The organism is Enterobacter cloacae complex sp. AR_0002, assembly GCF_001922365.1.
In the GTDB taxonomy this organism is placed as follows: Bacteria; Pseudomonadota; Gammaproteobacteria; order Enterobacterales; family Enterobacteriaceae; genus Enterobacter; species Enterobacter hormaechei_C.
Genome location: NZ_CP018814.1, coordinates 998,471 through 1,023,380, shown reverse-complemented (window position 1 = coordinate 1,023,380; position 24,910 = coordinate 998,471). Strand labels below are relative to the sequence as shown.

Sequence of the window (24,910 nt, the reverse complement as noted above, 5' to 3'; positions counted from 1 at the left end):
TTATTAATTCTTCGGTGGTAGCTCAGGCCATTCAATTTCTTCGGGCTTACTGGTATCAACTCTGTAAAGTAAAACCCGGTATTTCTTCCACGCTGATAGGCTGGCCTTTTCAGCATCAGTAGCCATCGACTCATCGACTGCGCCCTGCAGGACTGAAATTATCAGCCCCGCATCTTCAATGAGCTGTTTTCGGGTTTGTTCGGCAAGCGTCGTCGCATCAGGGCGGATATCGTAAAAAATACCATCCACATATTTGTAATTCCCTAACACATCTACCGGCACACTCAGGGGGTCGACCTCATAGACATTGCGGCCTTCTTCCATCCCCATATACGAAACATCCTGCTCGTAAGCCACGACAATCCCGTCATCATCCAGAGAAACAGCACCTTTCCAGCCGGTTAAAGTTTCGTACCAGTCCCGGCCATGCTCATCATGAAAATAAAGTCCGGTACGCATTATTCCGCTTACTTCAATGTGTTCGTATTTATAAATAACTGGATTAATAAACGTATCCATATTTAATCCCCAATGTTAACCCATGCGCCAGTTTGCTTGTTCAGGTACTGCATTTGACGGAAATATACCCCTAGTTTTCGGCCATCACTTCTGCCGTCCATTTGAATACCCGTCACTACGCAACCGGCAGGTGACTCCCAGTTGCCAAACCACGCATCAGTCGGGTTTCTGATTTGTTGACCACCACGGCGAATACCATTTACCACCCCATAACGCGCATCCGACTCTGCTTTTGTATACGCCTGACCTGCAGGGGTGTAATTCCCTTTCGGCTGGAAACGCCCGTCAGACTCGGCTTTTGTGTATGCGCCAGTCTTGGGCATATAGCCCGCATCAGATTGTGCTTTAGTATAATAACGCGCATCAAAATATCCGAAGTCAGATAAATTGAGTTTGCTGATTATTACTTCACCGTTATTGAGACTTACCCGGAAAGGTCTCAGGGCGTTGTAATTCCCCCACGGGTCATCTTTGTTTGTCAGCATCAAATAAAGGCTTCCGCCATCATTTCGCCAGAACGTCCCAAAAGCGCCATATGCTATGCGGTAACTATTGGCCGAACTTGATTGCACTTCCCCGCCTGCGCGTAAATAACCGCTAAATAGCCCTGCGCCGTTATACTGAAATTGTAACGAACCATCTTTACTTCGCTGAGAATAAAGGTGATAGCCGGTGTCGTCCCCCAATTCAACTACTGTTGGCCGGTCAGCATTCCCCCAAAGGCGCAAGGTGGCATTTTTGTCAGAAGTATTTGAAGAAACAAAGGAAAACTTTTTGGCGTTTCCTGAATAAAACCCGCCAGTTTGCGAGGTGAAATTCCCTCGCGTTCTGACACCGGCGCTGGTACTTATTGCCAGCTCTTCCTGTGCATCAGTGCTCCCTGTCGCCAGACGATACTCGCCACCCTGAACGGTTTCATGCCAGATAGTATCCGTCCCGCCACCGCGCATTTTACGCAGATAATTTTTATTACCTGTAACAGCGTTGGAAAGTGCCGTCAGGTTATAGGTTGCCTGCGCTACTGAGTCCTGATTTAACGTTCCGGTCATGCTGTCGCCAGATTTACTGACTCGCTCACTGGCATTTTTATTTGCTGCAGCGGCATTGTCATTTGCGGCTTTAACGGCTTTCGGTGTCGCAGCCAGTGCCTCAGACGTGCTGTCGGTCTCGCTACTGAGCTGGACGATGCCCTTTTGCGCCGTGGTGGCGTCCTGAGCCGTGTATTTCCCTTTGGCAAGGTCATACGCCGCCTTAACCGCTTTCGGCGTCGCTGCGAGCGCCTCAGACGTGCTGTCGGTCGCACTGCTTAGCTGAGTGAAACCCTTTGCAGTGAGGGTGGCGTCAGGATGGCGGCGGGACTGCTCATGCTCCGCGAGCTTGTCGTCAACGTAGTCCTGCGTAGCCATCACCGTTGAGGTGTCAATGGTCAGCTCGACTGACTCGATGTCGCTCACCATGATGACCATTCGAACGGTCTGCGCGCGGCCTGAGCCCTCTGCCAGCGCTGGCTTGTAGCTTTCGGCCATGTTACCGACTGCAATCAGCGTGCCGGTGTCATCATAGAGCCCGAGCTCGCGCATCCAGAAACCGCCGGTTTCAGGCGGGATAAGCAGTTCTGCCACGACATAATTTTTATTTTTCCTGTCCTGGCTGATTTTGTTCAGTGTGTGACGCCAGACCTCTTTGACAAGCTTTGTCTGGTTAGGGTCTGGCACCGGCAGCGTGCCGCCACCGTCACCCACGGCCATCGCCGTAAAATTCACCTTTTTCCCGTTCGGGACGGTCGCCGCCGCGAGTTTTTCCGCACCGGCTTTGGTGATGACCGTTTTGTATTTCACTGTCATTGTGCTCTCACTTATCCGGGGTAAACCGTGATGATGTCACCGTCATAGCTCAGGGCACCGGTGTACAGATAGCCGGGAATGTCCTGAATAATATTGAGGCCGATTAAATGGCGGCTGGCTGGCTTTGCATCGGCAATAAGCCGCTCCATTTCGTAGTACATTTCCTCGGTGATGCCCGTCTCTAACACGCCGATATCGAGGCGAAACGTGCCGGGTGGGTCGTTTGTTTGCCACCACTCAGAGACGTTAATCAGATAGCCGAGCGGCTCCACCACGCGGCGCACTGCGCCAATCGTCCCCTTGTGTGCGTGGATGTACCACGCCGCGCGGATCACGTCCCTTTTTGTAGCCTCCGGCCAGCTCTCATCCCAGCGGTCAACGGAAAACGCCCACGCCAGCCATGGCAGCAGATTTGCCGGGCAGTCGTCAGGACTCCAGAGTCGGCGCAGGGGGACGGGAGTATTTTCGATTTCAGCGCAGGCGCGCGCCGCCGCCACCTCAAGCGGCGACGAGCCCACCGGCAACAGTCGGGTATTATTCATCGTTGCCCCCGATGGTCACGCTGTACTCGGTGCACCATGACGCCTGCGTGTCATCGAGCACGATGTCGGCCACCGGCGCGGCCAGCTCAACGCGCTGTACCCCCTCGACGTGGAGCGCGGCATAAATTGCAGATTTGCGGATATCACGCCCGAGCCGGTGCTGCGCGGTGATATACGCCTGCAGCTTTGCTTTTGCCGCACTGAGTACCGGCTCACTTTCGGGACCGGGATAAAGGTAAAGCGATGCGGTGATTTTATAGTCGACAATGTTCGCCGACTGCACGGTCACGCGGTCAGCGACCGGCCTGACGTCCTCATCGTTCAGCGCGGTGCGCACGATGGCGAGCAGCTCGTCAGAAGCTATCCCGTTATTTTCGCGTGACAGCACCGTGACCGTGACACACGCAGGCGCGGGACTGATGACCGAAATATCGGCGACACGCCCGTCAGCGCTGCGGCCATGAAACTGATATGAGCCGACAGAGCCTGCGGTACTCAGCCCCTCAAATGCCTGTTGAATGCGCAGACGATAGTCTGTGTCCGACTCCATCACGGCAGGCGTTGGCGGTAACGTGGTGTCGTCTGCAGGCATGATAACAAGGCGCTTGACGTTGTAATTTGCGCCTATTTGGTCGAGGTCTGCGCCAGTGGCGTAGGCCAGCATGGCCGCGCGCGCGGCCTCGTTGACGCGCTGTCGCCAGATTACTTCCCGGTAGGCGTTTTCTTCCAGCAGCTTAACAATCGGCTCTGATTCAAGCATCAGCGTGCGCGCAACGGCCTCCTGTTGTTCCTCGGGATAAAGCGAGACGAGCGTAGCCTTTCGCTCGCTCAGGATGGTTTCATAGTCCAGTTCTTCCACGACGTCAGGCGCGGCGAGCTGGCTCAGGTCAACAATTGCCATAGCGTTTAACTCAGTGGAATGGTGAGTGAAAAAGGCTGGCCGCCGGTGGAGCGGGTGCCGGTGATGTCGACATACAGCCCACCGTCGGTCTCCGACCGTTCAAAGGTGATGGTCGAGAGATTTACGCGGGGCTCCCACTTCTGGATCGCGGAATAGCACGCGGCCATAATCTGCAGGCGCAGCGCCGGGGTCTGCGGCTGGTCAATCATTTGCGACAGAAGCGAGCCGTATTCACGACGCATGACGCGCGACCCAACCGGTGTGACCAGAATGTCGCGCACGCTTTGCCGGATATGCTCAACCTCAGAGATACTGAGGCCGGTCTGGCTGTTCATTCCCAGATAACGCACCGTCATTTGATGCCCTCCGTCCAGCTTCCGCCCCGTTCGACGCCGCCGTGCGCGTGGTTATCCACCTGCACGCCGTTTGATTTCAGTGTCCCGCCGGTGTGCTCGATATTCCCGCTCATCTTCCCGCCGTTCTTCACTTCGAGCGTGCCGGTCGTCAGCTTGTTGGTGCACACCACCTCCGGCGTATCGAGCGTGATGCGGGTCGAGGCTTTCACCAGTACCAGTGGCACAGTGGCCGTGATGGACTCAGACGCGGTGACGTCTGCGGTTTTGATGCCTGACACAGTGAGCGCGCCGTTTTCGGGCTCGTACTCAATAACCGCCCCGTCAGGAAAGGAAACATGAAGTGCATCAGGGGAGGCAGACGGCGCGGGATGGTCATCAGAGAAAATACCGGGCAGCGCAAATGCCGTATCGAGCTCGCCGCCGATCGCCAGCAAAAGCACCTGCTCGCCAACGGATGGAGCCCACCATACGCGCGAGCGACCGGCGCGGCAGGTTAGCCAGTTCAGCCAGGTGGTTTCCATACCGCCGGTCTGGATACGACAAAGCCCCTCGTCGTGGTCGACGTCGGTCACGATGCCGGTGCGGATAAGGTTGCGGATCGCGCGTGCGATTTCTTGTAGACTGTTCAGTGTATTCATGAGCACTATTGTGAAGTTAACATCGTATGTTTTCTAATTCGTCACTCTCTATCACGGCCAGCACAACTCGCAGTGACGCTTTACCTTTGTGTTGGAATTTCCTTTGAAAATATCTAGAATGTGGAGTTAATATGAATTGGCTGATTCCTTTAAATCAAAAAAGCACCTCCGGTGCATTCAATGTAAATTTCTTAGTAGAAGAAAATGGTATATACATTAGCGATAACCACCGAACTGCTCTTTGGTGCTGGATGCAGCACTTAAAGCCGAATCAGGATATTGCTTTGTTCCATATTGACAGGCACTATGACACTTTTCCTTTGCATGGGCCTTACGCTGCACAATTTCCGGGCGTTTTTAATTTAAACTCTCTTAAGGATTACCTAGGCCTAACAGTCAAATCTAACAACCAAAACTCGCCTTTAATTCGATGGGATAATTACCTTTCTTACTTCATTTCTGACAGCGCACTACAAAATCACATCGCTGCCATATACTTTGCAACCCATAAAGACGGCACATATCCTAACAACCCTTTCCAGCACTGCTTCGAAAACGTTGAGCCTTACGAACTCTTGGAAGCTTTAGAAAGTGCTATTAACAACCATGAAAAAATCATTATCAACATTGATCTTGATTACTTCTTTACTGACAAGGACGAGAAATATTTTAGGTTTATCGACACCAAGTTCATCCAGAATCTATTCAAAATTTTGAACGAAGGCATGAAAACAAAAAAAATAACCTGCATGACTATATGCCTAAGCCCTGAGTGTTGTGGTGATCAAAATGGTAATTGGAGCAATTCAGAAAGCGTATTACAAATTGCAAAAACAGAGCTAGGGTTAAACTTCATACTTTAACCCCCTTCGAAATAGTCATCTATTTACAGGAACTGGCCACACCCCAGTTCCTGTTATAATTTAAAGCAATTAAGTACTTAGATTCTTTATTATAACAATTTCAATCATCTTGGTATCGTCATAGGGAATACCGAGGAGTGGGCGCGCCTCGTACTGCACATCCCGACTATTGCGGTTTGGCCGGTCTTTTAGGCCGTAATTATGCACCCGAGCAATACGCTGCACTTTGCTGGTGAATTCAACCATCGCGCTGTTTTCGTGACCAGTGGCTTTCATGTACCGGCTTGTGCGGAGTTTCTGGAACATCGCCCGTTTTATCCGCCCGTTTTTTGCCCTGAGCGGCTGACGTTTTCGCGCCTGATACGGTGAGCCGTCCGGGGCTTTCTGCAGCTTGATGCGTTGCTGTTGCGACTTGCGCAGCTCCTTTGCAATCTCCCCGGCCAGCTTGCGGCGCGCTGCCGGTGACAGGGCAGCAATCAGACCATTGAGCCGGTCGTCAAAGGGCTTAAATTCACTCATCCCATTTGCTCACCAGTTCGCCGTTGATATAGAGCTCCTTTGGCCGGGCGACGGGCTCCGGCAGCGGCGGCTCAGGGGCATAGCTTACGTGCAGCGCGCCGTTTTCCTCTTTGATGAGGGTGCGCTCGGTGAGCTGCAGGCTGATGCTGATATCGACGCTGTCCCCGTCGTTTAAATCCATCTGGAAACGGTAGCCCTTTTTGCGCCCGTCATCGAGCGTGCAGATATCCGGCTGGTTTTCCCTGAGCCATGCGGCCACCGGCACGAAAATCAGGTCAGGGTCGCCCACAAAGTCACACACGATCACATTCAGGGTGTAAATTTTCTCATGCGACAGGGTGGCCGCGAGACGCGCATCGATATTCCCCTCATCGGCAAATATGCGCATCATTTCGGGATTTGTTTCAAGCTGCGGGACGGCTTTAATCAGCGCTTCGCGCAGGCTGCGTGCTTTCTTCATCGAGTTTATCCTGACAGTCTTTGACGGTTTCAACCTGCAGCGCGCACGCGGCGAGCGCGTGCTCAAGCCTGCGAATATCGGCGCTCAGGTCGCCATTAGTGGCCGGGTCGCTTCCCGGCATCGGGCAATAGCTCACCTTCGGGCAGGCGCTGTAAACAATGACCGGCGGAGGCGCAGGCGGTGCGGGTGTGCAGCCGACGCACAACATCAGGCAGCTCAGCGCTATACCAGCGGCGTAGGGTTTCATTCTCATTTATCAGCCTCGTAATGGTTTCTTCACGCCGCACGGCCATCGCACCGGCGGCCAGCAGTTCGCCGCGTAAACTGACCTGCGCGGTTTCATTTCGCCTGGCAATACCCTGCGAAACGGAAAGCTGATTTTTCAGCATTCCGATCGCGGTTTTTTGTTCCGTAGCGACCCTGTTTGCCCGTTCAAACGAGCGCGTCAGGTTGCCGTTTTCATGACGCTGCCAGAGCACAACCGCAATAAGCGCGGCCAGTAAAAACAACATCACTTTCATTCAATCCCCCTGAGGCAGTAGGCACGCTCGCGCGCGCGACGGTTTTCCAGCCCCTTGTTAATTTCGCCATTCACGTAAACCCAGCGGGTGAGCTGGTCGCACGCCTGCGGCCATTGCTGGCGTTTGATATACGAGACCAGCGTCGACCGGCAGGCCGCGCCGGTTCCCACGTTGAATGAGAAACTGACCAGCGCGTCGTAAACGTGCTGCGGCATTTTCACCGGCGCGCAGACCGCCAGACGTTTCTCGACGTTCAGCACATCCGCGACGAGGTTCGCCGCCGCCTGCCGCTCGGTGATTTCCCCTTTCGGCACGACGCCTGCAGTGTGGCCGATGCCCGACGTCCACACTCCCGCGCTGCACTGGTAAGGCGTCAGGCGACAACCTTCGAGGTCGGCAATCAGCGCCAGCCCCCCGGGCGAGGTGTTAAGCAGACGAAAGTCAGGCATCAGTGCTGCCAGCGCCAGCACGGCGGCCACACTGCATTTTTTAACGATTGATTTCACGAATAGCCCCTTTATCGAGTCCGAGCGATATCAGATAGAGGTACGTCTTGCGCTTAAACCAGTAGTTCGTCAGCGCGGTAAAAATGGCGCATCCGCCGCCCACGTAAAGCGCCATCTTTTCGGGGGACATTGCCCCGACATACGCCAGCCCCACGGCCAGCCAGTAGGCGATAAACGTGGTGATTTTTTCCATACTCAGTCCCATAGATTCACCGTTTCGGTTCTGGCCGCGCTGTCGGTCTCGGGCAGCTCAATTAGCGTGCCGTGCGGGAGGATGACGCCGAGCTCAGACAGGCCGGGATTTGCCTCTAAGACAGTTTCGACCACGCCCACGGTGCGCCCGTAGTACCGGGCGCAAATTGCGTCGAGGGTGTCGCCCTGCAGCGCGTAGGCTTTCATCAGATTTGCCCCACAATGCAGCGCGCTTTGTCCTGGATGCGCGCCACAGACCAGCGCATATCCCGCCACATTTCATCGATAGTGCTGTCGATGCTGTCGGCCTTTTTGTCGCCTTTGGCAGTCGCATCCACGCCGCGAAAACGCTCATAAAGCGTGGCCGTCGTCATCGAGCACACGGCGTTGAAATAGTGGAAAACGCGCACGCTCTCGCCGTCGAGCTTGTCGGTCGGGACATCCGCCAGCGTGGCGTAACCGGCATCGAGCTGAATTTCGCGCCAGTCGCTCAGCTCCGCGTTAGTCTCCGCGATCGCGGTCTTAATCGCCCGGCGCAGGCGCACGGGGGAAACGGTCTGCTCTAAACGCATTTCTTCCCGCACGCGCTTCGGATCAACATCAGGAAAAAACGGGGTGTTTTTGATTACCGGCTCGCTCACGCCCGGTGGCGGTATCACCACGCCCGGCACATCCTGCGGCTCTTTTTTTGGCTCAATAATCAGCGTCTTCATGACAACCTCGGGTAATGGATGGGCGGTGGACGCCGGTCGCAGTCAGGGCAATTGATACCCGCATTGACCGGCGTGCCGCCCGGCTCGGGGAGCGCTCGGTTAACCAGCGGCTTTTGCCGCTTTTGGTGGACGCCCGCGCCGTGCCGCCGGTTTAGCGGCAGTTTTGCGCGTGCGCGGTTGAGTCGTTTTGGTTTTTGGTGCCGGTTCGGGTTTTGGCCTGAGCTGGCGCTCTAGCTGCTCAATATCCTTTTTCACCCCGATAGTGCTTTCTAACTGGATCGCACGCTGCAGGTGCGCCAGTGCCTCGGGCAGTTGCTCCGCGTCACGCAGCACGTAGCCGGTGATTTTGTGCAGCTTCGCACGCACGATATCGGGCATATCCGCGCGTTCAGTCAGCGCGATAGTGTCGAGCAGGTTCGCCAGACTGACCGGCTGTTTTGCCGTGAGCAGGCGCTGCGCGGCCAGTGCCACTTCTTCGGCCAGCAGGCACGGCGTCGGACGGCGACCGACCGGCATGGTGAGGCCGTAGGTCATGGCGTAACGGGCGATTTCCAGCGCCCCGGCGATATCGTCAGCATCGAGACGCCAGAGCATCACCGTCATAACGATGTCATCCTGCGCGCCTTTGCCGTTTTCGAGTACGCCAGCGACCCACGGCAGATAGAACGGCAGCAGCTCGCGCTTTTTCGCGGCTTTGCGCTCTTTGGAGCTGATTTGTTTTAGCGTGCGGTTGTCTGCGGCCAGCTTAACGAGCATCTGCTCATAGGCAGTTGCATTGCGCAGCGGGACAGCAGCCCGCCGCGCTGTTTCAGAGGCCGAGACCCGCATCATGTGACGCGCTGCGGGACTCGTCATGGCTTACTCCCCGCTTTCCGGCGCTGCAGGTGCAGTGAAGTCACCGAGCTTGATGTTTTCAATCAGGCAACCGGCGGCGTAAGCCTCGACCACATAGTCAACATTCATTGACTCGTAGTTTTCGATGCGGTCTTTTTTCGGGTTCTCGATGATGCTGCGACGGTGCGCGTCATCCATGAAGTAGATAGACAGGTTGTCGAGACGCGTCACCATCAGGGCATTTGCAGGGAAGTAAGGCACGCGCACGGCTGGCAGGTTGCCGATACGCTTCTGGCTGATGATGATGTCAGCGGCCAGCGACTCGGTGTTTTCCTGCTCTTTGTTGACGATAGGGAAATACTTATCCGCCATCAGCTTACGGCCGGTGATGACAACCAGCTCCGGGTCATCCTGATAAATCTCGTCAATCAGGTTGCCGGTGGCATCCATGACCAGCGCGTCGAGGTTCGCATAGTCGCCGTTTTTGCCCACGCGGATCACGTCGGAAATAACCTTGCCGTCCTCGTCGGTGATTTTGGACATCACGCGCGCTGGCGCTTCATTGCGGTACTTCTGCAGCCAGCCGATCGCCACGTCCTGCAGCAGTGGATATTTTTTACGGTTGGACGTCGCCGCGCGCTCGATGCCGTTGAAACCGGCCATGATGAAATCCAGCGACTGACGTTTAATGATGGCGTCACGGATACGGGTCTGGAAGTCCTGGAATCGCGCCCACAGGTCGAGCTGTTTATAGCGGATATGGAAATCGAAGTTAATCTGGTCACACTCGTATTTGAATGACTCCAGCGCGGTGAAATCAGCGGTCTTACGCTCATCATCACCGGCGGTGTCGGCAGTGCTCGCAATCGTACCGTTAACGCCAACCCCGACTTTTTCGCCTTTCAGCTCGTCGACCGGCACGATGTTGATTTTGGTCAGAAACGCGGATGACATCTGCAGGGTCGTCATCAGGGTTTGCGTGACCGACGGCTCGACGGTGAATTTCTTATCCACGTCATCGGTGGAAATACCGTTCAGCTCCGCGACGCGGGACAGGTAGGCATTAAATTTGAAGCGGGTATCTTTACGCATGGTTTTTCCTGTTCGGGTAAAAGGGTTCAGGCCGGGCAGCACGCCCGGCGTGTTATCAGCAGTTGGTCAGCAGCTCGTCGCCCGTACCGCCTTTTGAAAGCTCGCGGCGCGGCTGGCGCTGGCTTTCGGTGTTATCGAGGGAGCTTTTGAGGTCGTTAAATGCCTGCGCGCTTTCTTCCGCCTTGCTGGTCACGTACTGCTTGAGTTGCGCCAGTTCGGTCTCCAGCTCGGTGACGCGCTGGTCGGTGGCGGTGAGGTTGGTCTGCACCAGTTCGGTGACGGTGGTCACCGCCTCATGCACATCGGCGAAACGGATGTCATCGCTGGCCTGCTTGCGGCTGAAAATGGCCTTAACCTTATCGGTCAGGCTGTTGAGCATGGTGTCGGGGACGTCTTCAAATTCCAGCACAGCCAGTGAGGCCACAGAGAAAACGTCGTCCGGCTGGTCTTTTTTACCGGCAAGCGGGTTCTGCGCGGCGCGGCTGCAGAATTCGAGGTATTCAGTGCCGAGGCTTGCCGGGTCATCGGTGACGGCAAGGCCAACGAGGTAACATTTGCCGCTGTTAGCAAAGTTCGGGCGGATCTCCATGGAGGTGTAAACCTTCTGCCCGGCCTTAACCATGCTGACCAGCTCGTCGAGCGGGGCGATTTTGCCAAACAGCCCTTTTTTGCCATCGAGCGCTGAGCCATCGCTGATAATCTCCGCCTTGAGCTCGGTCACATCGCCATAACGTTTAAACTGACTGTCAGGCATCAGCCCCCGGATATGTTCGAGGTTAATGCGGCAGCCGTAGACGCGCGGGTCGAACGTGTCGGCCATATCCTGAATATCATCGCCGCTGATGACACGGCCATCGCAGGTGTCACCCTCGACGCCGATGCGAAACCATTTAGAGATTTTCTTTGCCATTGTTCAGGTGTCCTGATGTTGGGTTTTCGGGTCGGGTTTAGTTTCCCGACTCTGACCCGTATCAGCCACCGCTTACGATCTGATTAGATCTGACACAACAGGCACTTAGCGCGAATTACCCTCCATTTCCTTAGCCTTGCCACGTAACACCAAAAACGAGGCAAGCATGACCATTTCAACTGACCTTTCACTGCTCAATGACCCGCGACGACAGGCGCGCCTGTTGTACTGGCAGGGGTTCGCCGTGCCGCAAATCTGCGACATGCTGCAGCTCAAGCGCCCGACGGTGCAAAGCTGGAAACAGCGCGATGGATGGGAGGAAACCGCCCCGATTAACCGCGTGGAATCGACGTTAGAGGCGCGGCTTATTCAGCTCTACGCAAAGCCAGACCTGACCGCGCATGACTTCAAAGTCGCTGATTTTCTGTCGCGCCAGATGGAGCGGCTCGCGCGCGTTAACCGCTACGGCCAGACCGGAAACGAGGTGGATTTAAACCCCAATATCGCCAGCCGTAACAAAGGGGATCGCAAAAAGCCGAAACGCAATTTCTTCAGTGATGAAGCGATTGAAAAGCTGGAAGAGATTTTCTTCGACCAGTCGTTTGACTATCAGCTCCGCTGGCATAGAGCGGGATTAGAGCACCGCATCCGCCACATCCTGAAATCGCGACAGATTGGCGCGACGTTCTACTTTGCGCGCGAGTCCCTCCTGCGCGCGCTCAAAACCGGGCAAAACCAGATATTTTTGTCGGCCAGTAAAACGCAGGCTTACGTGTTCCGTAAGTACATCATCGCCTTTGCCCGTCTGGTTGACGTCGACCTGTCAGGCGACCCGATCGTCATCGGTAACAATGGCGCTGAGCTGATTTTTCTCGGGACCAATTCCAACACCGCGCAGAGCCACAACGGCGACCTGTACGTTGATGAAATTTTCTGGATCCCCAATTTTCAGAAGCTGCGCAAAGTCGCCTCGGGCATGGCCTCGCAGTCACACCTGCGCACCACCTATTTTTCGACCCCGTCGACGCTGGCGCATGGCGCGTACCCGTTCTGGTCAGGCGAGCTGTTTAACCGTGGCCGTAGCAACCGCGAGGAACGTGTCGACATCGACATCAGTCATCAGGCGCTCGCCGGTGGCATGTTGTGCGGGGACGGCCAGTGGCGGCAGATTGTCACCATTGAGGACGCGCTCGCCGGTGGCTGCACCCTGTTTAACCTCGACCAGCTTAAGCAGGAAAACAGCGCGGATGACTTCCGTAACCTGTTTATGTGCGAATTCGTTGACGATAAGGCGTCGGTATTCCCGTTCGAGGAGCTGCAGCGCTGCATGGTCGATGCGATGGAAGAATGGGAAGACTTCGAGCCGTTCGCCGACCGTCCGTTTAACTGGCGCCCGGTCTGGATTGGCTATGACCCGTCACACACCGGCGACAGCGCCGGGTGCGCGGTACTGGCTCCGCCGCTGGTTGCCGGTGGCAAGTTCCGCATCCTTGAGCGTCACCAGTGGAAAGGTATGGACTTTGCCGCGCAGGCCGAGGCCATCCGGGCACTGACCGAGAAATACACCGTCGACTATATCGGCATCGATGCGACCGGCATCGGCCAGGGTGTTTACCAGCTCGTGCGCTCATTCTTCCCGGCGGCGCGCGCCATCCGCTACACGCCGGAAATGAAAACCGCAATGGTGCTGAAAGCAAAAGACACCATTCGCCGCGGGTGTCTGGAATACGACGCCGGTGCAACCGACATCACGCAGTCATTTATGGCTATCCGCAAAACCATGACCAGCAGCGGCCGCAGCGCCACCTATGAAGCCAGCCGCAGCGAGGAAGCCAGCCACGCGGATATCGCGTGGGCGACCATGCACGCCCTGCTAAACGAGCCGCTTTCCGCCGGTAGCGGTATGCAATCAGCCTCCATTCTGGATATTAACTAAGATGAAAAAACGCCAAAACAAACAGCCAAAACAGACCAGCATGACCGCCAGCGCGCCGCAGAAAATGGAGGCGTTCACCTTTGGTGAGCCGTCACCCGTTCTGGATCGCCGCGACATCCTCGACTATGTCGAGTGCATCAATAACGGCAAATGGTACGAGCCGCCGGTCAACTTCTCGGGACTGGCAAAAAGCCTGCGCGCCGCCGTACACCACAGCTCCCCGATTTACGTAAAGCGCAACATTCTGACCAGTACCTTTATCCCGCACCCGTTGCTGTCGCGTCAGGACTTCAGCCGCCTTGTGCTCGATTATCTGGTGTTTGCCAACGGCTATCTCGAAAAGCGCATGAGCGTGACCGGCCAGCTCTTTAAACTGGAAACCTCCCCGGCCAAATACACCCGACGTGGCGTTGAGGATGGCGTTTACTGGTACGTGTCGGACTACACGCGCCCGCACCAGTTCGCCCCCGGTTCGGTGTGCCATTTGCTTGAGCCCGATATCAATCAGGAGCTCTACGGGATGCCGGAATACCTGAGCGCGCTCAATTCCGCCTGGCTGAATGAATCCGCCACGCTGTTTCGTCGCAAGTATTATCAGAACGGCGCGCACGCGGGTTACATCATGTACGTGACCGACGCGGCGCAAAGCAGCACCGACCTCGAGGCGCTGCGCTCTGCGATGCGCGACTCGAAAGGGCTCGGGAATTTTAAAAACCTGTTTTTCTATGCCCCGAACGGGAAACCGGATGGCATCAAGATTGTGCCGTTGAGTGAAGTCGCCACAAAGGATGATTTTTTCAACATCAAAAAAGTGAGCGCCGCTGACCTGCTCGATGCGCACCGCGTGCCGTTCCAGCTCATGGGCGGCAAGCCTGAAAACATCGGCTCGATGGGGGATATCGAGAAGGTGGCGCGGGTGTTTGTACGCAACGAGCTGACACCGCTGCAGGAGCGTTTCAAAGAGATAAACGACTGGCTCGGAATGGAGGTGATCCGCTTTAAGGATTACAACATCGATAAAGAGTAAACCCCGCCTAAAATGCCGCCTCCGGGCGGCACATCCTCAAAGCAAGCCAGACGACGCACACAGACGCACAATATAAATCCTGTCTCCGCCTCTGGCGCGCAGTGCTTGCCCCCTCACCTGCGCGCAGCAATCCCTTCAATTTCCGTGCATACAAAAAAATGGCCTCAGCCCCCCGCCCAGCATGGGCTTAAAGGGAGTAAAGTGCATCATAAAAATTGTGCAAATCCGTGCGCTATTGTGCGCTGTTTATTGATCATGTGTTGATTACTTCCCTTTTACATGTACACTCCATCAATAGTTGGATTTACTTCCAAAAGGTGGAACAAAATGGCTTTTACAAAAATCAAAATCGACAATCTTTTTTGCTTTGAAAACAGCATTCTTGATTTGAGCTTTTCCAGATCGCCGATCAACAGCTCACTGGAAGGTGAGTACATCGAAGGCTTTGAAAAATTTTACTTTAAAAAAGTGTGCGTGGTTTCAGGCGCAAACGCTTCGGGCAAGACATCTTTAGGTCGTGTCATGCTCTCAGTTGTGCGCTTAATCAGTAACGGTGTATTCAATCCTGATCCACTGAGGGTGACGGATAAAACTAAGCCTGCATACATTGAAGCTGATTTCTTTCAGGTTCATTTAAAATCTCTTTTTAGGGTTGGTATTTGGCTTAAGGCAAGTGATGAGTCTGTTTCTGTAGAAAAAATTGCTATAGCGTCCGTTGAATTGAGGAAACTGGATTCATGCGCTAAAACAACCAAAAGATTGGATTCTGTCTGGGATACACAAAAATTTGAGCTTAACGGAACAAGTAAATACTTCTCTACCGAGAAATCTAACCCTAAAGAATTTACCCAATATATAAAAGACTTGGATTTTATTTTAGGCTGGCATTTTATTCTCTCTGAAAACCAAGAGAATACAGATAAAATATCACGCATAAAGAAGAACGTATTAAAAAGCATACTTAAAACCTTTGACAATACCGTTAAGTCGGTTTCAGGACTTATAGTTAAAGATGAAGAAGGCAAGGAAGAACTTCAGGGGTACTCTTTACTTTTCAATAATGGTGACAAAGTCATTATTGATATGGAAGGTGAAATAACAAATAAAGATAGATTGTCACGTGGCACATATGAGGCTGTAAAAATAACCCATCTACTCTCTGGTATTCTGGAGGATAAGGATGAAGAGGCTGCAATGAATTTCCCTTGTAGCGGTCTTTATTTTCTAGATGAAAAGATGGCCTTTACTCATACCGAATTAGAAAAAATGATGGTAACTTTGATAATCTCAAAATTGTGTAGATATGGTCAGTTCATCTATACAACTCATAATTACGATATATTGAGTTTAGATTTGCCAACGCATTCATTTACTTTCACAAAAAAAGTAGAGGGGCTAACCACCTTTGTAGAAGCTACTGCCAAGCATAAAAAAAATGACCGAAATCTTTTGAGCTTGGTTAAGAATGACTGTTTTGGAACCATTCCAGATGTTTCATTGATTGAAGAAATGTTGTTCGAGGACTGATTATGGCGGCCAAAAAATTTGCTATCGTCCTCGTAGAGGGAGAGACTGAAAAAGCATTATTCAAGGATTTCAAATCAATCTATGGATATCCTATAAAAAAAATAGTCATTGTAAACTTGTGGAATGTTGGCATAAAAAAATTCATACCTTCATTAACTGAAGTTAATGACATCATTATAACTTTCGACACAGATAGGATTGAAAACTTAGAAAGATTTAAAGAGAACATAAATCTTTTACTGGCAAAAAAACATAACATTCATTTATTTCAGCAGATAGAAAACTTTGAAGATGAACTTGCTAAAGCTTGCGGCTTGAGCAACCGTTCACTTTACTCTTCATTCTGCCCGAAAATCGTTTCTTCTGATAATTTCAAAAATGAATTCATTGCCTTGCACAATCGATTAGTTAAATTGGACAGTATCAATTTAAACAAAACCTCTCTATGGAGCAGAGGTTTAATCCCACAACTCAATGCCTATACGCAACAGCAATCATCTCATGACAAATATTTTTTATAGCGGCTGTAATCATATATAAAATCTTCATATGCGGCGGCCTATTTTTTGGCCGCCTTCCTCCATCTGGTAATAAGTTCTTTTAATACTAGATATTCGATCGCAGGTTTATCCTTTTCACCGGAACGCCGGGCTTTCACGATTTGCAGTCGCCCATTTTTTACAGCGAACATTCCACTGCAATGACGAATGCGCGCCCCCGCAACAATCGGATGCACCACTTCATCACTAACGAATATCCGACAACTGCGAGCCGATACTGCCGGTCACCTCTTAGGAGATCCGCTTTAAGGATTACAACATCGATACAGAGTAAACCCCGCCTTAAATGTCGCCTCCGGGCGGCACATCATCAGAGCAAGCCAGACGACGCACATGCAACGCAAGCGCGTGAACTTTCCATTGACCGACCTCATACCACAGAGCGCCACCACGACGCGCGCAGACGCGCAAAATAAATCCTGTCACCGCCTCTGGCGCGCAGTGCTATCCCCGCCTCGCCTGCCCGCTTGATGTATATCTTTTCATGCAGGTGCAACGGGAGAGCCGACCCGCGCCAGCGCTGGCGCTAAATGCTATTAATAAATATCCTAATCGCATGCAATCTAATGCACCTGATTCATGCGCAGCTATCTTTGACACTAACAGTGAAAAGCTGGCCCCAAAAAGGCCAGCTAAAACTCATTATTCCCCGCTACTTTCTGCTTTGAGATCATCATCAACTTGTTGCTGTATAAATCCGATGGTGCTCATTTTATTATTTTTTCCATGCAAAAAATCAGCCTGAGCCTTTAGGACTTTTTGGATTTCTTTTTGTATCGAATCGAAGAAGACATTCAATTCACGCCCGTCATCATCACGCGATACCTTAAATGTTGAGTCCGAGCCCAAGAGACCTACAGTATGAGAACTATCAATGTTGCGGAGGAACTTGATCCCGATTTGCAAAGGAAGTTGAGGGTGCATATTTTTCTGCTCGTAAATTGTAAGCCTAATCCCCATACACCAGTAGCCATCATCGCCAAGATGTGTTGCGCCGAAAGGGCTGTATGTTGAATTGACCTTTTCCTCACCCACTAAAGGTATCAACCTGAATGCGGGTGAGCTGTGGTCTATCCCCAAATATGATAGATATTGTGCAACTAGCCAGCCTGAAAAACTAATTGCATCCTCCCTTACAGATGAATATTCAGACCTAAAGTTTTTGTATGCCGCGCATAGTTCATCGAATTTTGACATCATTACACCTTTAAATGCTCATAAATTATATACTAATTAATGACTTATAAAGTCATGCTCTTGTCAGCCTGAGCTAATCCTATATCTAAATAATTCGTCCCGTAAATGCAAAATGTCAAAGCGAGCAATTTTTTTGCAGATATCTGATTAATAACGTTGTTCAACACCACCGGCACTGAAAGCAAGTTTCAGCACCGGTGGCGTTGCTATCGTTGGTGTACTGTTAAGGGCTGCGTAGAGAATGCGCACTTCCCCATTCGGGGACGGCGTGGGACACATTTCAACTTCATAACGTTCAGGTAATTTCACCTCCCGCGCCTGCAGTTCTGCTATGCGCTTCTCTGCTTCATCAGCCTTAACAACGTGCACATGGCCGTGTCCTGGGTCTTGTGTGCTACCGAATGCCATCGGATGGATGTAATAAGTTTTCATAAAGCCCACTCCTTTTTAGTTGAATTTCCCGGCCACTCATCAGCAACCGGATATCTGAATTTTTTATCGCCATAAATCACCATTGCCCCACGAGTCAGCGCATCGAGCTCCCACCGTTCCGGGGAAATGCCCTCCTGAGCTAAATCGAAACGAATTTTTGCGACGCGATCCCTTTCGGGTTTTGTCATCCTGGCTGATGGCGCTTGCTCGCTGGTTTTGAGCGGCGCATTGCTTCTTTGCTGCCAATTTTTGCGCGGTGCGCCAGCTTTTAACGCCCTGTTAAGCACCTTCACGACGTCCGGCTCATTCCAGCCGATAACCCCGCGCTCAATCAGATTTAACACCGCTGCGGCTTGCTCAGACGGTGTGGGTGTCATAACTGGATCGCCAGCGGCGGTGAGCTTTCCACAGTTATTGACAGGACTCCGAGGCGCGGCAGAGCCGCTTTTTAAGGTCAAAGGCTCAACGACCAAAACCTTTGGAACGATTCGCCATTCGGCTGTACGGGTTACATGGACACGGTCAGCCCCGAGATGAGGGGCATAAATCCCGACCACCCTCTCGATATCTTCCTCGTATTCGTTGACCTCATCCGTCACCTTACGCGCGACCCTAACGGCCTGAGCGTCACGCTTAACGTTTGCCCCACCCTGCGCGATGATGTACCGCTCAAAGTCACCCTCATCTGCAGCAGCTCGCGCGGCCTCGACCCTGTCGTCAAAGTCGCTGGCAATACTTACGCCACGCGGCAGCTTACGCAGTTCGCGGTAAGCGCCCATTGTCGGGAGGCCAATTGGTTTAAACTGCGGGATGCGCCATGTAGACGCCCATGCGGTAACGGCGGCGGCCGTATCTTTAAGAGGTTTGCCAGTGTCGTGATCCAGCTGGCCGTCGAGCGCATAGCCGTCGATATTTTTGGCAATGTATTTAGCGATATAACCCGCCGCGCCGCCCTGATTAAGATGACGGGACTCAAAGCGCTGTTTTGCTGCGCCCTTTTCGTGTCCGTCCTCTTTGAGGGCATAACGACGCATGATTTCGTTGATGGCTTTACGCTGACCGGGTTTGCAAAACAGCATCATGTGCCAGTGTGGCGTGCCGTCGTGGTGCGGTTCGACAACGCGCATCCCGTACACTTCCAAATCGTTGTCCTTGAAAGCGGTACGCATCAGGCTCCAGATTCGGCAGAGATAGCGCTGGCCGTCTTTTGGCGTGAATGCGGTTTCGTTCCAGCCATGATTGAGCTGCACAGTTTTGCTTTCAGCTTTGCCAACCTGACGGGTCGGGTGATACTTCGATGGAGTGGTCAGCGTGATAAACATCCCCACGTCACCAACGCTGGCCGCGTAGCGCTCAATCCCGGCGATGGTATTCATTAGCTCCATGCGACGTATTTCAGGGTTTGAAATACTCCCCATGACCTTGCTGATGAGGTCGATACGTTCGCCGGTAACTTTGTTTTCCAGCTCGCAGGATTTCAGGAATTCGAGATTAGCCTGGCGGCGCGCGTGAACATCGCGGATCGCCATTTTGCTGGCGTAGGGGGAGCGGTCTTTGTTGACCTCACCGGCAGCGATGAGCAGCGCCTCGCGCCAGCGCATACGCTGCGCCTTGAGCTGGTTAACCCACCACTCGTCTTTAATCAGTCGTGAAATAGCGGAAAATGCCATGCGGATCGTCATCTGACCCTTACGGTATTTTTTCCAGTACATAGGGGTGATGTTAAAAGCGCGAGCAACACCGGCCACTTGACCGTATAGGTGCGACTGAGCTTCATCGGTGAAAAGTGTTTCTTTCCCGCCGTGCGCCTCCGCCCAGGCGTCGCTTAACTCCTCGTATTTGCTCCAGAGCTGAGAGGCAATTCTGGCCGCAAATTTCCTGAGTTCTTTGTCATTCATATCTGGTAAGCGCGCATACTGGTCGCGCTCGGACAGGAAACCAATCGAGGCGGATTCATTCATCCCGCACAACTCATTAACACGCTCAAGACGCGGCAGCAGCTTGCGCTCAAACGTGTTTTTAAGGAAATACAGCCCACCTAAAGGGCTCTTTTTACGGCGGATGAAGTTATAACGCGATGTAAACAGCGTTTGCAGGAAAAACGGCAGACGGTCAATCCGGTTTAAAACACCTTGCACCTGACGGAGTTCGGCACGTGTAAGGGGTCTGTCGCGGCCAATGGCCTCTTTGATGACGTTATTCCAGGGATAAGCACCAACGAATGAATCACTGGCGCCCTTCAAAAATGGTGGTGGTGGCGAGGGGGCAACACGCCCCCGAGGTTCGTTGGACATATTATTTAAAAGCGTCCAGACATTGCTTCCCCATGCGTTCAATCCGAGCTTCCAAAGCTGAAAAGCCGGTAAGATCGCTGGTCAAAAGATCATGCAAAACCAAGCCTGAGATAAGCTTAGGGATAGTTGGGTAGTAACCCACAACGTCCAACCATTCCTTACCTTCATTCTTCCCGGATGTTGCGGTCTTTTTTTCCTGCAAAATGAATTGATAGCGGTCACTGGTGATGACGTACTGGTTATTAATCTCGATGTGTATGCTCATTTTTGCTTCCTGTTAACAGTGGTTAACCAGCTCTACCGAAAATTGAGTTGTGTAACTTTTCCGACTCCTGGCCTAATAACTCGATAATCTCGGTACGATTAAGTTCTGACTTACTGATGTACGCGATAAGCCCATCAAACTGAGAAGAGAAACGGGTCGCCAAGTCGCGCTGTGCCTCGCTTACTGCCTGCGCCAGAAGTGCCGAATACATCCCCCGCTGCGCTGTATTTTGCTTTTGCATTTGCCTATCTCCGGACAAAAGGAGTCCCCACGCTGTAAGGCGCGTAATAAATCGAATCCAGATTAATTAATGTAAATACTGCTCAGGTTTTACCGAGGTTAAAATGGTTGGTGCGTACTCAAAAAGGCTAAACAGCTCTCGCAGAGCGCGGAAAAGTTTGTCACGCCAATAACAGTCCTCCTCATTCAAACGCCAGTGCGGCATCATAAATTCCTGCTCTGTCAGTCCAGCATGAAGAAACAATGAGCGTCTTTGGCTGACGGTCAGGCGGCTGATGAAAGTTGCTTTTGACGCGCCAAGTTGGCGGTGCCGGGCAAATGCATTTCTCAATTCATCAAGCGCACAAACAAGACGCTCACGATCGGCTTCGGTCATTTCCTCTAAGCGCATAACAGAGTGACGCTGTTTTAATTGAGCGTGGAAACAAACCGTAAGACGCTCCCGCTCCATCATCTGATTGTAAAAATCGCAAGTGTCCTGCCAGCGAGGCTTAGCCAGATACTTGCAGACTAGACCGCGAAGCGCTATTGGTTGTTTCTGGATCACGTCAAGTGTCATTACCGTCATAACCACAGTCCTCTCTTTTTGACCAAGCGGCGAAGTTTCTCGATAACGCCCAGCTTTCGGGTTCGGATGATGATGCCCTTGCGTCCACGACCGTGAGTAATAGTGAAGTTGGTAGGTTTAGGACTTTCTCTTCGAAGCAACTGTGCAATACAGCGAGGTTCACTATTCATACTGGCTCCCCTAATCCGAGCCACATCAGCCAACCATCACGAATTTCCTTCGGGCGGCTGTCATATGCCATCTTCATACCCTTGTTCCAGGCAGGCAGATAAACCCAATATTCCCCTGCGCGCCCACTCGTTGACTGCGGATCGGTCATCTCAACAACAGGCAACTTGCCCTTCTCAATCATCCCTTTAACCGCTGCGGGAGTTTTTCCAATAAGACGGGCAAATTCCTGATATGGAACCGCATCTGTTCTGCTTACAAGCTGGTTACTCATCTGTTACGATTCTCCTTTAGTGTGATTAATTGCTCTAAATAGGGTTTAGTTGCTCTAAAAGGTGATTCACCTATCGATTATATAAATCTACGATAGGTGATAATGTTCAACTATAGGTGATTTTATGTCAATACAGATCCATGAAAAAATCAAGCTGATAAGAGAGTCAGAAAGGTTAAATAGGAGACAATTCAGTGAGTTAACTGGAATCGTTTACGGTTCTTTTTGTAGTTATGAAGCCGGCGACAAAAAGCCGGGAATCGAACAAATCATGAAAATCCTCCAGCACCCGCGCTTCACGAAATACACCATGTGGTTTATGACTGATCAAATAACACCCGAAGCTGGGCAGATTGCACCGGCTCTCGCGCACTTTGGGCAGCAGACAACAACGTCACCCCACTCAGACCAGAAAACTGGCTAACCATCTATGGGGCTTATTTGTGCAGAAAATGCACTGTGAGTTTTTGTTATCTAAATCAGGAAATTGAAGTACGCAGTAACATCATCGGGAGGCTTTATGTCTGTTAAAAAGCTCGATGATGGTCGATATGAAGTGGACATTAGACCGGCTGGGCGTAACGGAAAACGCATCCGTCGGAAGTTCGACAAGAAAAGCGAGGCGATGGCTTTTGAAAAGCATACTCAATATAACCATCACTCAAAGGAATGGCTTTCAAAACCCACGGACAAACGCCAACTGTCAGAACTGAAAGAGTTATGGTGGAAGCTGAAAGGTAAACACGAGGAACACGGTCAATCGTACCTCAGGAAAATTGAGCGTTTCGAAACGATGACCGGTAACCCATGCGCTTTCCAGATCACCAAGAGCCTGATAACGCAATATTGTGCTCAACGCCGGGGTGAAGGTATTAAGCCAACTACCATCAACCGCGACCTGATCACACTAGGTGGGATGTTCACAACCCTGATTGAGTCAGAAATGTATAACGGCGAGCATCCGTTCAGAGGGTTCAAAAAACTGAAAGAGCAGACTGCCGAAACGGGCTATCTCACTCTTGAGGAAATTGACGCCTTACTGGCAGCGCTATCAGGAGACAATCGTAAAATTGCCGTCTTGTGTCTGAGTACCGGGGCAAGATGGGGAGAGGCTGCAAGGCTGAAAGCGGAGAACGTGATTCATAACCGGGTGTCTTTCGTTAAGACGAAAACCAACACACCGCGAACGGTTCCGATCTCTGACGACGTTGCGGCTTACATAGTCGGTAAAACAAGGGGCTTTCTGTTTGCTGAGGCCAGTTATGCTGAATTCAGGCGAATCCTCAAAGCGGTTAAGCCAGATTTACCGGCCGGGCAAGCGACACATGCGCTGCGACACTCTTTCGCCACGCACTTTATGATTAACGGGGGCAACATCATCACACTGCAGAGGATCTTAGGTCATACGAAAATTGCGCAGACAATGGTCTATGCGCACTTCGCTCCTCAGTACCTGCAGGACGCGATTTCGCTTAACCCGTTGAAGGGTGCAAATGGTCGTAAGAGTGTCCACAATGTGTCCACACCCTAGCCGCTTTTTATGGCTTTTGATTGCTAGTAGTAAAACGTGAAGCCTTGTCTGGCGCGGCTTTCCAGCTACGTCAGATATTAAAAAGGCTCCCTCAGGAGCCTTTTCTTCATTCAGTGCAGCGACGCCAGCCTCGCCGCAAATCCGACAAACAGCAGACCTATCAGCCCGTTCCCCAGCTTCGCCAGTTTCTTTTTGGTTTTGAGGTAACGCGTGACAAACGCGCCTGAGAAAATCAGGAAGCTCATGTACATGAAGCTGATCAGCTCAAGCGTTGTGGCGAGGATCAGGAACGACGTGCCGGTATTCTTCGCATTGACATCAATGAACTGTACGAAGAACGACACGTAAAAGAGAATCGCTTTCGGGTTCGTCAGGCTCAGCACCAGCGAACGCTTAAGGATTGCGCTTGCCGGTTCGGCGCTACTTTCGTGCGCATTTTTTTGACGCGTCATAACGGACCAGAGCATTTTTCCGCCCAGCCACAGCAGATAAAACGCGCCCAGATAGCGGACAATATTAAATAATACCGGAGTGGTCTGGATCAACGCGGCGACGCCTGCCCAGGCCAGAAACATCAGCACGGCATCACCAATAAACACACCGGTGGCTGCCAGATAGCCTTTCTTAACGCCGTGGCCAATCCCTGTTTTCAGCACAAACAAGGTGTTCGGTCCTGGAACCAGCACGATAAAAAATGCGCCGACAACATAGGTCCAGAAATTCAGTACACCAAACTCCGCAAACACGTCTCACTCCTTTCGCTCAAAAACAGCGGGGATACCGGTAATTACGGTATCCCCTGAATCAGTTGCGCTATTGTACGCCGTTATAGCCATCAAGATAAGTCGCGGCCAGTTCGTTACCAAATAACAGGGCGTCTTTACTGTCCATGTCCGAAGACCATTTATCCTTCGCGTTGCCTGCGAACAATTCCTGCGACTTCGCATTTTCTTTCAGCTGATCGCGAATGCTTTGCGCGTATTCACTGGCTTCAGCCTGAGTCCGCCCTTCCGCGCGGTCAGCTTTGCCCCGGGCATAAAGCTCGCGGAACTGCGCCACGTTCAGCTGATAATTTTTCTGCACGCTGGAGGTGTAATTGCCGCCAGTAAAGCTGGACTGATGCGACACGAAATAAAACGCGTGCCGTTCGGGTGAGGTTTTGCTGCTGGCACAACCGCTTAATATCGCAATCCCAAAGAGTGCTGCCATTACTTTTCCGTTCATCCTTTTTTCCTTTAATAAAGCCAATGTATTCCCCATGCGAAAACATAATCTGCCAATGAGGAAAATGACGAAAGTCCTAAATCTTCTCTGAGCGCATCCAGCGCCAAAAGTACAATAAAAATCCAGAGATAAGGATTCATCTTTTAATATCATGACGTTATGGGGACTTAGTATATCGCGGAAAGCAAACGGAAGGAGACTGCAAAAATTGATAGCCTGGATGTTTAATGGGCACCTTTACGGTGCCCTTCATGCTT

The 24,910-nt window shown here is 52.0% G+C and carries 34 protein-coding genes; 7 read left to right on the top strand and 27 right to left on the bottom strand.

Annotated elements, in window-relative coordinates:
* Window positions 1–3: 3 nt before the first annotated feature.
* From AM329_RS25415 to AM329_RS05050, 6 genes are read right to left on the bottom strand one after another with little or no spacing between them, the layout of a single operon-like run.
* Window positions 4–519, bottom strand: a complete 516-nt coding sequence (locus tag AM329_RS25415; protein WP_032609376.1) for a tail fiber assembly protein — start codon at window positions 517–519, stop codon at window positions 4–6.
* Between the two features lie 2 nt (window positions 520–521).
* The gene (locus AM329_RS26065; RefSeq protein ID WP_225990815.1) at window positions 522–2,363 is read right to left on the bottom strand and encodes a phage tail protein; all 1,842 of its coding nucleotides are present in this window, start codon (window positions 2,361–2,363) and stop codon (window positions 522–524) included.
* Between the two features lie 11 nt (window positions 2,364–2,374).
* Window positions 2,375–2,905, bottom strand: coding sequence for a phage tail protein I (locus AM329_RS05065; protein ID WP_032609378.1), 531 nt, complete (start codon window positions 2,903–2,905; stop codon window positions 2,375–2,377).
* A complete protein-coding gene (locus tag AM329_RS05060; RefSeq protein WP_032609381.1) occupies window positions 2,898–3,806 on the bottom strand; it encodes a baseplate assembly protein in 909 nt (302 codons plus the stop codon). Before AM329_RS05060 ends, AM329_RS05065 begins: the two co-directional genes overlap by 8 nt.
* A gap of 5 nt (window positions 3,807–3,811) precedes the next feature.
* Window positions 3,812–4,162: a GPW/gp25 family protein gene (locus AM329_RS05055; RefSeq protein WP_023338715.1), complete on the bottom strand. Its 351-nt coding sequence runs from the start codon at window positions 4,160–4,162 to the stop codon at window positions 3,812–3,814.
* Window positions 4,159–4,800 carry a phage baseplate assembly protein V gene (locus AM329_RS05050; RefSeq protein ID WP_032609382.1) on the bottom strand — a complete coding sequence of 214 codons (642 nt, stop codon included), beginning with the start codon at window positions 4,798–4,800 and terminating at the stop codon, window positions 4,159–4,161. Before AM329_RS05050 ends, AM329_RS05055 begins: the two co-directional genes overlap by 4 nt.
* 131 nt (window positions 4,801–4,931) lie before the next feature.
* Between AM329_RS05050 and AM329_RS05045 the strand changes: the two genes are divergently transcribed.
* Entirely contained in the window at window positions 4,932–5,663 is a 732-nt protein-coding gene (locus AM329_RS05045) for a UPF0489 family protein (RefSeq protein WP_032609384.1), read from the top strand.
* Window positions 5,664–5,732: 69 nt separating this feature from the next.
* Here AM329_RS05045 and AM329_RS05040 read toward each other — a convergent pair whose 3' ends face one another.
* The 11 genes from AM329_RS05040 to AM329_RS04990 form a co-directional block, all read right to left on the bottom strand.
* Complete coding sequence (locus tag AM329_RS05040) at window positions 5,733–6,182, bottom strand: phage virion morphogenesis protein (protein WP_032609386.1); 450 nt, start codon at window positions 6,180–6,182, stop codon at window positions 5,733–5,735.
* A complete protein-coding gene (locus AM329_RS05035) occupies window positions 6,175–6,642 on the bottom strand; it encodes a phage tail protein (RefSeq protein WP_032609387.1) in 468 nt (155 codons plus the stop codon). The genes AM329_RS05040 and AM329_RS05035 overlap by 8 nt, the downstream gene beginning before the upstream one ends.
* Entirely contained in the window at window positions 6,605–6,850 is a 246-nt protein-coding gene (lysC, locus tag AM329_RS05030) for an Rz1-like lysis system protein LysC (RefSeq protein ID WP_072163335.1), read from the bottom strand. Before lysC ends, AM329_RS05035 begins: the two co-directional genes overlap by 38 nt.
* Window positions 6,738–7,163 carry an Rz-like lysis system protein LysB gene (gene lysB, locus AM329_RS05025; RefSeq protein ID WP_038421124.1) on the bottom strand — a complete coding sequence of 142 codons (426 nt, stop codon included), beginning with the start codon at window positions 7,161–7,163 and terminating at the stop codon, window positions 6,738–6,740. Before lysB ends, lysC begins: the two co-directional genes overlap by 113 nt.
* The gene (locus AM329_RS05020) at window positions 7,160–7,669 is read right to left on the bottom strand and encodes a lysozyme (RefSeq protein ID WP_032609391.1); all 510 of its coding nucleotides are present in this window, start codon (window positions 7,667–7,669) and stop codon (window positions 7,160–7,162) included. Before AM329_RS05020 ends, lysB begins: the two co-directional genes overlap by 4 nt.
* On the bottom strand, window positions 7,653–7,874 hold the full coding sequence (locus AM329_RS05015; protein WP_032609392.1) for a hypothetical protein: 222 nt from the start codon (window positions 7,872–7,874) through the stop codon (window positions 7,653–7,655). Before AM329_RS05015 ends, AM329_RS05020 begins: the two co-directional genes overlap by 17 nt.
* Window positions 7,865–8,068, bottom strand: a complete 204-nt coding sequence (locus AM329_RS05010; RefSeq protein WP_032609394.1) for a tail protein X — start codon at window positions 8,066–8,068, stop codon at window positions 7,865–7,867. The genes AM329_RS05015 and AM329_RS05010 overlap by 10 nt, the downstream gene beginning before the upstream one ends.
* On the bottom strand, window positions 8,068–8,574 hold the full coding sequence (locus AM329_RS05005) for a head completion/stabilization protein (RefSeq protein WP_032609395.1): 507 nt from the start codon (window positions 8,572–8,574) through the stop codon (window positions 8,068–8,070). Before AM329_RS05005 ends, AM329_RS05010 begins: the two co-directional genes overlap by 1 nt.
* 99 nt (window positions 8,575–8,673) lie before the next feature.
* Window positions 8,674–9,429 (bottom strand): terminase endonuclease subunit, encoded by a 756-nt coding sequence (locus AM329_RS05000; protein ID WP_038421123.1) that lies wholly within the window; start codon window positions 9,427–9,429, stop codon window positions 8,674–8,676.
* A gap of 3 nt (window positions 9,430–9,432) precedes the next feature.
* Entirely contained in the window at window positions 9,433–10,500 is a 1,068-nt protein-coding gene (locus AM329_RS04995; protein WP_032609400.1) for a phage major capsid protein, P2 family, read from the bottom strand.
* A 55-nt stretch (window positions 10,501–10,555) separates the two neighbouring features.
* Window positions 10,556–11,410 carry a GPO family capsid scaffolding protein gene (locus tag AM329_RS04990; protein ID WP_032609401.1) on the bottom strand — a complete coding sequence of 285 codons (855 nt, stop codon included), beginning with the start codon at window positions 11,408–11,410 and terminating at the stop codon, window positions 10,556–10,558.
* Between the two features lie 166 nt (window positions 11,411–11,576).
* Here AM329_RS04990 and AM329_RS04985 point away from each other — a divergent pair, with 166 nt between their 5' ends.
* The 4 genes from AM329_RS04985 to AM329_RS04970 all read left to right on the top strand — a co-directional run bounded on the left by AM329_RS04985 (window position 11,577) and on the right by AM329_RS04970 (window position 16,421).
* Entirely contained in the window at window positions 11,577–13,346 is a 1,770-nt protein-coding gene (locus tag AM329_RS04985) for a terminase ATPase subunit family protein (protein WP_032609402.1), read from the top strand.
* A gap of 1 nt (window position 13,347) precedes the next feature.
* Window positions 13,348–14,373 (top strand): phage portal protein, encoded by a 1,026-nt coding sequence (locus tag AM329_RS04980; protein WP_032609403.1) that lies wholly within the window; start codon window positions 13,348–13,350, stop codon window positions 14,371–14,373.
* A 327-nt stretch (window positions 14,374–14,700) separates the two neighbouring features.
* Window positions 14,701–15,900 (top strand): ATP-binding protein, encoded by a 1,200-nt coding sequence (locus AM329_RS04975; RefSeq protein ID WP_032609405.1) that lies wholly within the window; start codon window positions 14,701–14,703, stop codon window positions 15,898–15,900.
* Window positions 15,901–15,902: 2 nt separating this feature from the next.
* Window positions 15,903–16,421 carry a hypothetical protein gene (locus AM329_RS04970; RefSeq protein ID WP_032609407.1) on the top strand — a complete coding sequence of 173 codons (519 nt, stop codon included), beginning with the start codon at window positions 15,903–15,905 and terminating at the stop codon, window positions 16,419–16,421.
* 681 nt (window positions 16,422–17,102) lie between these two features.
* Here the strand turns inward: AM329_RS04970 and AM329_RS04965 are convergent.
* From AM329_RS04965 to AM329_RS04935, 7 genes are all read right to left on the bottom strand, one after another.
* Entirely contained in the window at window positions 17,103–17,657 is a 555-nt protein-coding gene (locus AM329_RS04965) for a hypothetical protein (RefSeq protein WP_032609409.1), read from the bottom strand.
* A gap of 147 nt (window positions 17,658–17,804) precedes the next feature.
* Window positions 17,805–18,089 carry a hypothetical protein gene (locus AM329_RS04960; protein WP_032609411.1) on the bottom strand — a complete coding sequence of 95 codons (285 nt, stop codon included), beginning with the start codon at window positions 18,087–18,089 and terminating at the stop codon, window positions 17,805–17,807.
* The gene (locus AM329_RS04955) at window positions 18,086–20,383 is read right to left on the bottom strand and encodes a replication endonuclease (protein WP_032609413.1); all 2,298 of its coding nucleotides are present in this window, start codon (window positions 20,381–20,383) and stop codon (window positions 18,086–18,088) included. The genes AM329_RS04960 and AM329_RS04955 overlap by 4 nt, the downstream gene beginning before the upstream one ends.
* A 1-nt stretch (window position 20,384) precedes the next feature.
* A complete protein-coding gene (locus AM329_RS04950) occupies window positions 20,385–20,648 on the bottom strand; it encodes a DUF5405 family protein (protein WP_014884151.1) in 264 nt (87 codons plus the stop codon).
* Window positions 20,649–20,670: 22 nt separating this feature from the next.
* The gene (locus tag AM329_RS04945) at window positions 20,671–20,889 is read right to left on the bottom strand and encodes a DUF2732 family protein (RefSeq protein ID WP_014884152.1); all 219 of its coding nucleotides are present in this window, start codon (window positions 20,887–20,889) and stop codon (window positions 20,671–20,673) included.
* Window positions 20,890–20,955: 66 nt separating this feature from the next.
* Window positions 20,956–21,456, bottom strand: coding sequence for a hypothetical protein (locus AM329_RS04940; protein ID WP_014884153.1), 501 nt, complete (start codon window positions 21,454–21,456; stop codon window positions 20,956–20,958).
* 166 nt (window positions 21,457–21,622) lie between these two features.
* Window positions 21,623–21,898, bottom strand: a complete 276-nt coding sequence (locus AM329_RS04935; RefSeq protein ID WP_014884154.1) for a regulatory phage cox family protein — start codon at window positions 21,896–21,898, stop codon at window positions 21,623–21,625.
* A gap of 124 nt (window positions 21,899–22,022) precedes the next feature.
* Between AM329_RS04935 and AM329_RS04930 the strand changes: the two genes are divergently transcribed.
* Window positions 22,023–22,322 carry a helix-turn-helix transcriptional regulator gene (locus AM329_RS04930; RefSeq protein WP_014884155.1) on the top strand — a complete coding sequence of 100 codons (300 nt, stop codon included), beginning with the start codon at window positions 22,023–22,025 and terminating at the stop codon, window positions 22,320–22,322.
* Between the two features lie 96 nt (window positions 22,323–22,418).
* Complete coding sequence (locus AM329_RS04925) at window positions 22,419–23,429, top strand: tyrosine-type recombinase/integrase (RefSeq protein ID WP_032609415.1); 1,011 nt, start codon at window positions 22,419–22,421, stop codon at window positions 23,427–23,429.
* A 110-nt stretch (window positions 23,430–23,539) separates the two neighbouring features.
* Here the strand turns inward: AM329_RS04925 and leuE are convergent, their stop codons facing one another.
* The 3 genes from leuE to AM329_RS26315 all read right to left on the bottom strand — a co-directional run bounded on the left by leuE (window position 23,540) and on the right by AM329_RS26315 (window position 24,793).
* The gene (gene leuE, locus AM329_RS04920; RefSeq protein WP_006810877.1) at window positions 23,540–24,175 is read right to left on the bottom strand and encodes a leucine efflux protein LeuE; all 636 of its coding nucleotides are present in this window, start codon (window positions 24,173–24,175) and stop codon (window positions 23,540–23,542) included.
* Window positions 24,176–24,242: 67 nt separating this feature from the next.
* Complete coding sequence (locus AM329_RS04915) at window positions 24,243–24,653, bottom strand: Exc2 family lipoprotein (protein ID WP_032609416.1); 411 nt, start codon at window positions 24,651–24,653, stop codon at window positions 24,243–24,245.
* Between the two features lie 11 nt (window positions 24,654–24,664).
* Entirely contained in the window at window positions 24,665–24,793 is a 129-nt protein-coding gene (locus tag AM329_RS26315; protein WP_208985927.1) for a KPN_01571 family protein, read from the bottom strand.
* Window positions 24,794–24,910: the final 117 nt, after the last annotated feature.